This window comes from Erythrobacter sp. JB3-1, from assembly GCF_057364995.1.
In genome coordinates this window covers 2,197,792-2,210,058 of sequence record NZ_CP200289.1, presented here as the reverse complement: position 1 = coordinate 2,210,058, position 12,267 = coordinate 2,197,792, and the positions used below count along the sequence as shown (strand labels likewise).

Here is a 12,267-nt window from a genome sequence, read left to right as displayed (position 1 = left end):
ATGTTCAGCTTTGCAGTTTTAGACCCCAGTTTTCGCTGGATTGACGAATGCTCAAAACCCCAAAAACTTCACATGCTCGTCCAGCGGCACACGCTCTCGCTCATAATTGTTGAGCGGTGCGTCGGGATCGCGGTATCCAATCGCCATCCCGCAAAACAGCATATAGCGCTCGTGATCGAGGCCCAAATGCTCGCGGATCACATTGGCATAGAGCGCCATGTATTCCTGAAAACAGCCGTCGAGTCCCTCCTCACGCAATAGCAACGCAACCGTCTGGAGCCACATGCCCGTGTCCGACCACTGCGGCTCTTTCATCAAGCGCGGAAAGTAGACGAACATGACCGCAGGTGCTTCAAAACTGGTGGCATTGCGCATCATCGCTTTCATCCGCCCTTCGCCATCTTCGCGCGCGATGCCCATCGCTCCAAACATGCCTTTTGAAACAGCGTTCAGGCGCTCCTTATAGGCTTCTTCCTGGCCCGGCGCGGTCCAATCATATTCGGCCTCTTGCGGCGGGGTGGTGGTGATTTTGGCCTGCAGGTCCGCCAGCGGTTGGCCGGTAAGCACGCTCGCCTCCCACGGCTGATAATTGCAACCAGAGGCCGCCCAGCGCGCGGTGTCCATAACGCGGCGGATGGTTTCCAGCTCGACCGGCTGGTCGGTGAATTGACGCACAGAGCGACGGGATGTGACGGCTTCGGTTACGTTCATTTTCATTCCCTATTCACGGGCGCAGCTACCCAAGGTACATCCATCCCCAGATCTCGCTGCACTGTGCGGAGGACCCAGAGATTACCCCAGTAAGGCATGGTGATTCCTTCTCGCTCCCATGCTTCGTTCGATGCAAGTAGGCTATCTTCAAACTGGACTGCCTGTTGGGGAGTGCAAACTTGATTCCACTCCCGGATTTGTTCGAGAATGTATGACATCCGCTCAGGCTCGCTCATGCCCTCCAACTCTGGGACTTGCTGAAGAATAAGGTTTTCATCTCGAGCCAAAGCGATCGACTCTCTCTGCCGAGCATCTTCGTCTCGCTTTTGTCGCCACCAGCTCAGAAGACCCACATTAGACTCCTCATCGCCCTCGCCCCCTGCCCGTTCCCTTCTCATCCTCAAACAGCTCCGCAAGCTGCTCCATGATCGTGCCACCGAGTTGCTCGACATCCATAATCGTCACCGCGCGGCGGTAATACCGCGTCACATCGTGGCCGATGCCAATCGCGACGAGCTGGACCGGTGAGACGTTCTCAATCCACTCGATCACACCGCGCAAATGCGCCTCCAGATAGCCCGCCGAATTCACGCTCAGCGTGCTGTCATCAACTGGCGCACCGTCAGAAATCACCATCATGATGCGGCGATCTTCGGGCCGGTGGATCAGGCGGGAATGCGCCCACATCAACGCCTCGCCATCGATGTTCTCTTTTAACAGCCCTTCCCGCATCATCAGGCCGAGATTGCGGCGCGCACGGCGCCACGGCTCATCCGCCTGCTTGTAGATAATGTGGCGCAAATCGTTGAGACGTCCCGGCCCCTGCGGTTTGCCATCGGCCAGCCAGGCCTCACGGCTTTGCCCGCCCTTCCAAGCGCGCGTGGTGAAGCCCAGGATCTCTGTTTTGACCCCGCAGCGCTCCAGTGTGCGCGCCAGAATGTCAGCGCTGATCGCAGCGATGGAAATCGGCCGGCCGCGCATCGAACCGGAATTGTCGATCAGCAACGTGACGACAGTGTCGCGAAACTCAACATCGCGCTCGACTTTATAAGACAGCGCGGTGCCCGGTGAGATCACCACGCGGGCCAGCCGTGCGGCGTCTAAGATGCCCTCTTCCTGATCAAAGTCCCAGCTGCGGTTTTGCTGCGCCATCAGGCGGCGCTGCAACCGATTGGCGAGCCTTGTGACCACACCTTGCAGGCCGGTCGGCTGGCTGTCGAGATAGGCGCGCAGGCGGTCGAGTTCTTCCGCATCGCAAAGCTCCGGTGCCTCGACTTCCTCGTCGAATTTCTCGGTAAAGGGCTTGTAGTCCAGCCCATCAGGAATGTCGGCCTGCGGACGATTTGGGCGAACAGGCGCATTGCTGACATCGCCGTCTTCACCCGGTTCGCCGTCCTGCATTTCCTCTTCGCCTGACAGCTCGGTATCAGCGTCGCCGTCGCCATCACCTTCCGCCTGTTCGCCGGCCATATCGGTGGCCTGCGGATCAGCGTCGCCCTCTTGCTGCTCGTCGCCTTCTTGCTCGTCGTCGGCGCCTTCTTCCTCGTCGCCGTCGTCATTATCTGCCTCATCCGGCGCATCTTGCGGGCGGGTGAGATCGAGATCGCGCAGCATATCAAGCGCAAGCTTTTGAAACGCCTGTTGGTCACCAAGCGTATCGGCGAGGCTGCTGAGATCATCACCAATGCGCTCTTCGATGAATTCGCGCACCATTTCGACCCCGGCTCGCGCCTGCTCTGGCACCGCCAGACCGGTCAACTGCTCGCGCACAATTAGCGACAGCGCGCTTTCGAGCGGAACCTCGCTGTTATTTTGAGCCCGGGCAATCGGATCGGTTGCGGTCCGCTGCTCCACCGCCGCATCAAGATTGGAGCGAATGCCCCCGAATGCGTTCGAGCCCAGCGCCTCATAACGCACCTGCTCAATCGCATCATAGCACGCGCGCGCCACCGGCTCTGGCGGGCTGCCACTGGCGTGCAACCCGGCGTTATGATGACGCAATTTGAGCGAGAAGCTGTCGGCGAAGCCGCGCGCCTCGGTGACTTGCTCAGCGGGCAAATCGCGGCCCGGCAAAGGCACGCGAAAACGATTGCCCGCAGAGCCCGGAACATCCGCGCTCCACGCAACCTCCACCTCCGCATCGCGCGCAATTGCGCGGCTGGCGCCGGTCAGCGCCTGCTTAAACGTGTCGAGAGGGGATTCTTCAGCCATTCCAATCCTATTGTGAACTCCCACGAAGGCGGGAGTCCCAAGCACAAATGAGGAGATCCCCGCCTGCGCGGGGACTCACACTCCTAAACGATCTTCTGACCCGTCTTCGCCCAGTCCGCCATAAACGCATCGATGCCCTTGTCGGTCAGCGTGTGATTGAACAGAGCTTTGATCACTTTCGGCGGTGCCGTCATGACGTCAGCTCCGATCTTCGCGCTTTCGAGCACGTGGGTGACGTGGCGCACGCTGGCAACCAAAATTTCGGTCTCAAACATGTAATTGTCATAGATCAGACGGATGTCTTCGATCAGGTCCATCCCGTCAAAACCATTGTCATCGTGCCGGCCCACGAATGGCGAGATAAAGCTCGCCCCAGCCTTTGCTGCGAGCAGCGCCTGATTGGCCGAGAAACACAGAGTCACATTGACCATAGTGCCGTCCGCGGTCAGCGCTTTGCAGGTCTTCAGACCATCAATCGTCAGTGGCACTTTGATGCAGACATTGTCGGCGATTTTGCGCAGCACCTCTGCCTCGCGCATCATGGTTTCGTGATCGAGCGCGACGACCTCGGCCGACACAGGACCATCGGTGATCCCGCAAATTTCCTTCGTCACTTCCATAAAGTCGCGGCCCGACTTGTGGATCAGCGATGGATTGGTGGTGACGCCATCTAGCAGGCCGGTCGCAGCCAGTTCTTTAATGTCGTCAATTTCGGCGGTGTCGGCAAAGAATTTCATCTCGTCTCAGGCTCCTGATGGCAGATCACGAATCGCCAGACCTGATTGGCATAGCGCGGACACGCTGACCAGCCACGCAGACGCCTGCTCTCCACGGTAACGTCAGCAATATGATGATTATTGCGCAGTCGCACCTTGCCGATGGTCGTCAGCCGCGCCCATATTAAAGGCCAATCATGAACCGCGTCCGCCTCCTTGTCCTCAATGCCGCGCTTGGCCCGCTCGATTACAAGCTGCCTAAAGGGGTGAGCGCGCCCGCTGGAACGGTAGTGTTAGCCCCGCTCGGCCCGCGCACGGTCACCGGCATTGTCTGGGATGAAGGGCGCCTGCCCGGCCGCGAATTTGACCCCAGCAAGCTGCGCGCGATCCGAGAAATATTGCCGGTCCCGCCGCTGTCAGAGCCGCTGCGCAGGCTGATCGAATGGACTGCGGATTATTACTGCGCCGCGCTGGCCAGTGTGGCGCGCATGGTCCTTTCCAGCGGAGGTGCCCTGGGCGGCCCTGCCACCATGACCGAATACCGTTTGAGCGGATCGGAAGGCTCGGGCCGGATGACGCCTCAGCGCAAGCTGGCACTTGAGACATTGGCGGGCGAGCAAGGGACCATCCGCGAGCTCGCCGGGATCGCCAGCGTATCGGAAGGCGTGCTGCGCGGAATGGTGAATGCGGGGCTGATTGAGCCAGTGACGGTCGCGATTGATCGCCCCTTCCCGCCAGCCAATCCGGAGTATTGGGTGCCCGACCTATCTCCTGATCAGACCAAGGTTTCAGACCGGCTATTGAAAGCGGTGGCAGCGCGGGAATACGCGCCGTTCCTGCTCGACGGGGTAACCGGGTCGGGCAAGACCGAGACCTATTTTGAGCCTGTCGCAGAAGCCATCCGGCAGGAGCGGCAAGTGCTTGTGCTGCTGCCCGAAATTGCGCTGACCGAAAACTTCCTGGTGCGCTTTGAGCAGCGCTTTGGCACGCCGCCCGTGCTGTGGCATTCATCGCTCAAATCCACCGAGCGCAGGCGGGCCTGGAGAGCCATTGCAAACGGCACGGCAAGCGTTGTTGTTGGCGCTCGTTCGGCGCTGTTTCTACCCTATGCGAACCTCGGCCTGATCATTGTCGATGAAGCGCATGAAGTTAGCTTTAAGCAAGACGAAGGCGTGCGCTACAACGCCCGCGATGTATCCGTGATGCGTGCCCGGTTTGAAAAAATTCCAGTGGTGCTGGCCAGTGCGACCCCAGCGCTGGAAAGCCTGCATATGGCATCAACCGGCATTTACGAGCGGCTGGAATTGCCGAGCCGGTTTGGCGGTGCGACTTTGCCCAAGATTCGCCTCGTTGACCTCACGCAGGAACAGCCGGGCAGCGGGCGCTGGCTGGCCCCGCCTCTTGTCGCTGCGCTCGAAGATCGTCTGTCGAAGGGCGAGCAATCGCTCTTGTTTCTAAACCGCCGCGGCTTTGCCCCGCTCACCCTGTGCCGCAATTGCGGGCACCGCTATCAATGCCCCAATTGCAGCGCGTGGATGGTGGAACATCGCCTGTCCGCACGTCTCGCCTGCCATCACTGCGGGCACGAAACAGCGGTCCCAGACAAATGCGCGGAATGCGGGGAGCCGGATTGCCTCGTCGCCTGCGGGCCAGGCGTTGAGCGCATCGCGGATGAAGTCGCAGAGCTGTTTCCAGAGGCCCGCGTGGCCGTCGCCACGTCCGACACTTTGGGATCGCCCGAACGCGCCGCTGAGTTCATCGCTCAAGCAGAGGGCGGAGCGATTGACGTGATCGTTGGCACACAGCTGGTGACCAAAGGCTTCCACTTTCCAGAGCTAACTTTGGTCGGTGTGGTCGATGCAGATCTTGGCCTTGAAGGCGGCGATTTGCGCGCGGCTGAGCGGACCTATCAGCAGGTTGCGCAGGTCGCTGGGCGCGCTGGGCGCGGGGCAAAACCGGGCGAAGTTCTGATCCAGACGCGCCACACCGACGCGCCCGTTATCGCAGCGCTTGAGGCGGGCGACCGCGATGCGTTTTACGAGGCGGAAACCGAAGCCCGCAAAGACGCAGGCGCCCCGCCGTTTGGCCGGTGGGCAGCGATCATCTTGTCGAGCGAAGATGAGAGGGAAGCGCGCGCCGCGGCCATGCGGCTGGGCGATACGCGGCCAGAGCAGAACGACCTCTACATTCTCGGGCCAGCACCTGCTCCGCTGGCTCTGCTACGCGGCCGATACCGCTATCGTTTCCTCGTCAATGCGCGGCGCTCCGCCAATCTGCAAAAGGTCATTCGCGGCTGGCTGGATGCGCATGATTTCCCGCCGGGCCTGCGCGTTGGCGTGGATATCGATCCCTATAGTTTTGTTTAAACAAACAGTTCGGCACTTTTTGTACACCTGCGCATTAGAAGCTCCATGGCATCCAACCCAATTCTCATCCCAATTCTCGGCGACCAGCCGACCCGCACGCTCGCCAGCCTGCGTGGGCGCACCAAGAACGATAGCGTCATCCTGATGATGGAGGTCTGGGACGAGGCGACATACGTCAAACATCACAAGCAAAAGATCGCGCTCATCTTCTCCGCCATGCGCCATTTTGCCGCAGAGCTGGAAGAGGCAGGCTGGCAGGTCGACTATGTGAAGCTAACCGATGACGACAATTCCGGCAGCTTCACCGGAGAAGTCGCTCGCGCGATTGAACGGCACGATCCGCGCGCTGTGCACGTGGTTGAAGCAAGCGAATGGCGCGTCCAGCAATCGATCGAGGAATGGCCAGACAAGTTCGCTTGCGAAGTCGAGATTCTGCCGGACGACCGCTTCCTATGTTCGCATGCCGAATTTGAGGATTGGGCCGAGGGGCGCAAGCACCTTACCATGGAGCATTTCTACCGCGAGATGCGCCGCAAAACCGGCCTGCTAATGCTGGACGATGGCAAACCGAAAGGCGGCGAGTGGAACCTCGACAAGCAGAACCGCGAACCGCCCAAAGGTGATATGGACGCACCTGCTCGGCCCAAGTTCGAACCCGACGAAATCACACGCGAAGTACTGGCGCTGGTCGAGGACAAATTCTCTGACCATTTCGGCGATCTGGAACCCTTCGAATGGCCGGTGACCAGCGCCGAGGCAGAGCAAGCCGCCGATGCGTTTTTCGCCGAGCGGATTGAGAATTTCGGCCCCTATCAAGACGCCATGGTCTTCGGCTCAGACGACCTCTACCATTCCATGCTCTCAACCAGCATCAATTGCGGACTGCTCGATCCGATCGCTCTGTGTGAGCGCGCTGAGCAAGCCTATGAAGATGGCCGCGCGCCGCTCAATTCGGTTGAAGGCTTCATCCGCCAGATCATTGGTTGGCGCGAATATATTCGCGGGTTCTACTGGCACTTTATGCCGGGCCTTGAAGAGGCCAACGATCTGGAGGCGACGCGCGCCCTACCCGAGTTTTTCTGGACCGGAGAGACGGACATGCGCTGCCTGTCGGATTGCATTCGCTCGACCAAGGAAAATGCCCACGCGCATCACATTCAGCGTCTCATGGTGCTTGGTAATTTTTGCCTGCTGGCGGGGATCGATCCGCGCTCGGTGCAGGATTGGTATCTCGCGGTTTATGCCGATGCCTATCAATGGGTGGAGCTGCCCAATGTCTCCAGCATGATCCTCTATGCCGATGGCGGCGCGCTGGCGACGAAACCCTATGCTGCGAGCGGCAATTACATCAATAAGATGTCCGATTACTGCAAAGAATGCAGCTATTCCGTGAGCAAGAAAACGGGCGACGGCGCATGCCCGTTCAACCCGCTCTATTGGCACTTTATGGACCGTCACCGTGACCGGCTGTCGAGCAATCACCGCATCGGCAGGATCTATGCGACGTGGGACCGGATGGGCGATGAGAAGAAACAGGATTATCTCTCTAGTGCAGAGAGCTTCCTTGAGACTTTGGAGCCCGCTCGCGATGGCTGGGCGCGCGATTAATCGACAGAATTATCCGGCAGAAAGCGCCTTTATAAGGCCCGCCGCAGCCGCCGTGTCGACATATTCGCGCAACACTGTGATCTTGCCATCGGATACCTCGCCAACAACGCACACCATCAGGTCGAGCTGGCTGCCATCGGGCAAAGTCCCGCGAACCCGGTGCTCTTCGACAAAGCCCGTTTCAGTCGCGGAACGCACCGCTTCTTCATAGCGAAAATCAGGAACAACCGCATTCACCATTCCAGTGAACTTCAGCAGCCGATCGCGGTCCATTTCGGGTCCGCCGTTTTGTGATCCGCGAAAGTTCTCAGCGCAGCATGCGCGCGCGCGCTCCAGATCGTTGTTCTCAAATGCGGTGAACAATTGCTTGGCAAGGTCGGGTCCAGTCATGACGGCGATGGTAACCGGCATTGTGGTGCTTGAGAAGCACCAGCATACGAGGTGCCAATCGCGCACATCACCACAAAAGGCTCGACAATCCTAACGCCTAGCGCAAAAGCTCGCCGCACAAACATTGGGGGCTTATTTTCATGCTGACTGTCCATCACCTTCGCATTTCGCAATCCGAACGCATCGTTTGGCTGTGTGAAGAGCTGGGACTTGAGTATGATCTCAAGCTTTACAATCGCGATCCAGAAACGCGGCTGGCCCCGGCGGAATTGAAAGCGCTGCACCCGATGGAGATCGCCCCGCTGATCGAGGACAATGGCACGCTGCTAGGGGAGAGCGGAGCAATCGTCGAATACATCATCGGCAAATATGCGCCCGGCACTAATCTGGTCCCAGGCGCGGACAGCCCCGATTTTGCCGATCACCTCTATTGGTTCCACTTTGCCAATGCGACGCTGATGACAAATGGCATGATGAGCATCGCTGTAAATGCGGTTGGCGCCGAAATGCCGCCGTCTCTGATGAAGCGGATCACCAATGCCTGGGCCGCGATTGAGCGGCGGCTGGGCGAAGCGGATTACTTTGGCGGATCGCAGCTCACGGCGGCCGATATTATGATGGGCTTCTCGCTTACAACGGCGCGCGCTTTCAACGACATGAGCATTGACCATATGCCCAATCTGAAGGCCTATTTGCAGCGGATCGGTGCGCGCGATACCTACCAAGCGGCTATGGCCAAAGCAGAGCCGGGCTTTCCACCAAAACTCGACTAACCAGCAAAAGCCTCCGCAGCAGCCGCCTCGACGGTCGCCATCGCCTCGCGCCAAGGTCCGGGACCATAGCTGATCCGCGATACCCCAAGCGCAGCTAGCTCTGCGTTGGTCACCATGCCAGGCAGGCGCATGGCATTGATCGGAATGCTTGTCTCTTCGCACATCCTTTCGATCAAAGCAGGATCGCTTAGGCCCGGCACAAAAAGGCAACCTGCCCCAGCCTCGTGATAGGCCTGCGCACGCACAATCGCTGCATCCACTAACTCGTCTTGATTGGGATCCCCGCCTGCCATCAGAGGTCCGAGGAAAGTGTCAGTGCGCGCATTCACAAACAGGCCCGCGGCCGAGACTACTGCAATACGCGCCGCTTGCTCAGCCACATCGCGCAGCCCCGCGCCATCGATCAAGCGGTCCTCAAGATTGCAGCCGATTGCCCCTACCTCCGCCAATGCCGTCGCATTGTCTGAGAGCTGGTCCAGTGTCGCAGCAAAACCGCTCTCAATATCCACACTCAAGGGCAGTCCAGAGGTCGCCGCAGCAATCTGTTTGGCCGTCACGATCAGCGCGTCAAACGGGATCGCCTCGCCATCATCAAACCCTTGCGCGCCAGCCAGCCCGGCGCTGCCGGTTGCAATCACTTTCGCGCCTGCTTTGGCAACCGCTTGAGCGCTCGCCGCGTCCCAGATGTTGAACAGGATCAGCGGCTCGCCCGCGATATGGAGCGCGGCAAATTCAGACTTTGTCATGTTAAAACAGTTCCTCTTGATCGCTGCCGCTTTCCGCGCCTTCACGCTTGAGCAGCTCCGCCTTAATCTCCGGCCCATAGGCATAGCCGCCGATTGAGCCATCAGCCTGGACCACCCGGTGACAAGGAATCAGCACAGCAATATTGTTCGCGCCGTTTGCGCTGCCGACCGCGCGGCTCGCCTTTGGGTTGCCAAGCATGGCCGCCTGCTGCCCATAGCTACGCGTTTCGCCAGCGGGAATTTCGCGCAAGGCCTGCCAGCAGCGCTGCTGAAATGCAGTGCCTTTCACATCAAGTGGGATATGCAGATTTTCCAGACTTGGATCTTCGACGACCTTCACGACCTGATCGAACAGCGCTTTGAATGGCTGACCAGCTTCGACCAGTTCGGCGTTGGGAAAACGCCCGCGCAGCTCAGCCTCGCCCTCGCCAAAAGCAAGACAACAAACACCAACTTCAGTCGCCGCGACGAGCATCTCGCCAAGGCTTGTTGCAATTACGCTCCAATGCACCGTGCGGCCTGCGCCGCCATTCGACCAATCGCTAGGCATCATACCCATCTTGTCTTTCGTCCCATCGTAAAACCGCGAAGGCGCCGAATAACCCGCCTCATAGACCGCCTCAGTTACCGTAGAGCCCTCGGCTAAGGAGGCTTTCGCTCGCTCCTCCTTGAGCGCGCGGGCATACGCTGCGGGAGACAACCCAAGCGCGCGCTTAAAAACGCGCTGAAAATGCGTCGGCGAATAGCCCGTGAGCTCAGCCAAATCGTCCAAAGTCGGCCTGCCTTCAGAGGCCTTCATCTCGTCAATTGCGGCCAAGACCGCCGCCTCGTCGCGGCCAACATCATCAGGCAGGCAGCGCTTGCACGCCCTCAGCCCAGCATCGCGTGCCTCTGCCCCACTCGCGAAAAAACGGACATTTGCAGGCGAAGGATGACGAGCCGCGCATGATGGGCGGCAATAAATGCCAGTGGTGAGCACGCCGGTCACAAACCGCCCGTCAAAACTGCGGTCGCGCTGCGTCACGGCAGTCCAGGCTTGTTCAAAGGGGATTTCGTTCTCGCTCATGCCATCTGTCTTAGCCGAATGCGCAGATAGTCGCATCCCGAAGCTTGCGGTCAAAGTGAATGCCCGGCAAATACGCGGGCATGAACCGCATTCTCTCTGCCCTGCTGGGCTTCTTTATCCTGCTCACTCCTATCAGCGCTCAGGCCGATGCCGGCGATGTTGACGCCGCTGCCAGAGGCGTTGTGCGCGTGGTCATTATCGGTAGCGATGGCGAAGAGGTGTTCCCGATCAGCCATGGCAGCGGCTTTGCCGTTAGCCCGACGAAGATCGTCACCAATGCTCATGTCGTGCGCGAGGCGCTTCAGGATGACACATTGCGGATCGGCATTGTCCCGACGGAGGGCGAAGAAGGCGGCTTTGGCCGGGCGATTGCGGTTAGCCCGCGCAATGATCTGGCGCTGATCGAGATTACCGAAGGTTCGCTGCGCCTGCCCCCGCTGACGCTCGCGGGCGCGCGCAGCAGCGATATGGGCGAGGTCTCAGCCGTCGGATATCCGATGAACGTCGACGTTGCTCAGGGGCTAGAGTTCAGCGACATCTTCCGTGCGCAACCGCCGGTAAAAAGCCGAGGCTTCTTATCGGGCGAGCGCCCCAGCCGACAATTTGACACGATCCTGCACACCGCCCCAATTGCGCGCGGCAATTCTGGCGGACCGCTGCTCGATGGCTGCGGCCGGGTGTTGGGTGTCAACTCCTTTGGCGCAGATTCGGATGGGTCGGATGCGGAGTTTTACTTCGCGGTGTCCTTGCGGGAATTGCTCCCCTTCCTACGTGCCAATGACATTGAGCCGCGCACCAATGCCTTGCCCTGCCGCTCGATCGACGAATTGAACGCAGCCGAACGCGACCGCTTCGAGCAAGAGCGCGAAGAGGCCCGCGCATTGGTCGCCGCGCGCGAGGCTGAGCTCGCTGACAAGCGCGCCGCCGCCATGCGTCAGGCACAATTTGAAGTGATGGAAGAACGCGACAATGCAATGGCTTTGGCCATGCTGTTCGCGGTCGTCGCGCTTGGATCTGGATATATCGCCTATCAGGCGCGCCGTGACGGTGCGAAGGGCAATAAGGTCATGATCGCCGCGGGAATTGGTGGTGCAGCTCTGATTGGCACGATGATCGTCTGGGTGACGCGCCCTGCGTTCTCCGAGATTGAAGAACGGGTCGCCGCCGCGATGGAAGAAGCAGAAGCGCCCGCAAGTGATGACCCCTCCTCGCTGGCTGATGATGGCACTCTATTGTGTACCTTCATTCCTGAGCGCAGCCGCGTGACCGGCGCCCGGACTGATGATGTTGAGTTTGATTGGGCCGCAGACGGCTGCGTCAACGGCCGCACACAATATGGCATGGCGGGCGGAGAATGGTCACGCGTGTTCGTTCCCAATGACGAAGCGGCGGTCTCTGTAAATTCCTACGATCCGCAGACCCGGATATTCCAAACTGACCGGTACCTCTTGCGCCGAGGCCCAATGCAAGAGGCCCGCGAGGCGCGCTCTAAATACAAGCCTGCGTCCTGCGGCGTTACCGATGCGGCGAGCCAATTGGGAGAACAGCAATCCGCCGTGCTGGCGCTGCTCCCGGATCGCCCGAATGAGCGGCTGGTCTACACCTGCGAATCTCGCGCCAGTTCAGCGGGCACGACCGGCGGTGATGCGGTGGAGGGAGAGGAGTAAACCCTCTCCCCGC

Annotated in this window: 10 protein-coding genes; 4 read left to right on the top strand and 6 right to left on the bottom strand. The window is 59.7% G+C overall.

Annotated features, from left to right (window positions below):
- Positions 1–51 precede the first annotated feature (51 nt).
- From AC0V6M_RS10425 to fsa, 3 genes are all read right to left on the bottom strand, one after another.
- Complete coding sequence (locus AC0V6M_RS10425) at positions 52–711, bottom strand: nitroreductase (RefSeq protein ID WP_486138739.1); 660 nt, start codon at positions 709–711, stop codon at positions 52–54.
- 363 nt (positions 712–1,074) lie between these two features.
- Entirely contained in the window at positions 1,075–2,922 is a 1,848-nt protein-coding gene (gene cobT, locus AC0V6M_RS10420) for a cobaltochelatase subunit CobT (RefSeq protein ID WP_486138738.1), read from the bottom strand.
- A gap of 83 nt (positions 2,923–3,005) precedes the next feature.
- Positions 3,006–3,659, bottom strand: coding sequence for a fructose-6-phosphate aldolase (gene fsa / locus AC0V6M_RS10415; protein WP_486138737.1), 654 nt, complete (start codon positions 3,657–3,659; stop codon positions 3,006–3,008).
- Between the two features lie 176 nt (positions 3,660–3,835).
- Between fsa and AC0V6M_RS10410 the strand changes: the two genes are divergently transcribed.
- Entirely contained in the window at positions 3,836–6,004 is a 2,169-nt protein-coding gene (locus AC0V6M_RS10410) for a primosomal protein N' (RefSeq protein ID WP_486138736.1), read from the top strand.
- Between the two features lie 45 nt (positions 6,005–6,049).
- Entirely contained in the window at positions 6,050–7,612 is a 1,563-nt protein-coding gene (locus AC0V6M_RS10405) for a cryptochrome/photolyase family protein (RefSeq protein WP_486138735.1), read from the top strand.
- A gap of 9 nt (positions 7,613–7,621) precedes the next feature.
- Here AC0V6M_RS10405 and AC0V6M_RS10400 read toward each other — a convergent pair whose 3' ends face one another.
- Positions 7,622–8,023 (bottom strand): nuclear transport factor 2 family protein, encoded by a 402-nt coding sequence (locus AC0V6M_RS10400; RefSeq protein WP_486138734.1) that lies wholly within the window; start codon positions 8,021–8,023, stop codon positions 7,622–7,624.
- A gap of 119 nt (positions 8,024–8,142) precedes the next feature.
- Between AC0V6M_RS10400 and AC0V6M_RS10395 the strand changes: the two genes are divergently transcribed.
- On the top strand, positions 8,143–8,775 hold the full coding sequence (locus tag AC0V6M_RS10395; RefSeq protein WP_486138733.1) for a glutathione S-transferase family protein: 633 nt from the start codon (positions 8,143–8,145) through the stop codon (positions 8,773–8,775).
- Here AC0V6M_RS10395 and AC0V6M_RS10390 read toward each other — a convergent pair.
- Together AC0V6M_RS10390 and AC0V6M_RS10385 are read right to left on the bottom strand one after the other, a co-directional pair.
- Positions 8,772–9,521, bottom strand: a complete 750-nt coding sequence (locus tag AC0V6M_RS10390; protein WP_486138732.1) for an isocitrate lyase/PEP mutase family protein — start codon at positions 9,519–9,521, stop codon at positions 8,772–8,774. The two genes, AC0V6M_RS10395 and AC0V6M_RS10390, sit on opposite strands and share 4 nt — an antisense overlap.
- Before the next feature lies 1 nt (position 9,522).
- On the bottom strand, positions 9,523–10,587 hold the full coding sequence (locus AC0V6M_RS10385; RefSeq protein WP_486138731.1) for a bifunctional transcriptional activator/DNA repair enzyme AdaA: 1,065 nt from the start codon (positions 10,585–10,587) through the stop codon (positions 9,523–9,525).
- 59 nt (positions 10,588–10,646) lie between these two features.
- Between AC0V6M_RS10385 and AC0V6M_RS10380 the strand changes: the two genes are divergently transcribed.
- Positions 10,647–12,254: a S1 family peptidase gene (locus AC0V6M_RS10380; RefSeq protein ID WP_486138730.1), complete on the top strand. Its 1,608-nt coding sequence runs from the start codon at positions 10,647–10,649 to the stop codon at positions 12,252–12,254.
- The last annotated feature ends 13 nt before the right edge of the window (positions 12,255–12,267 follow it).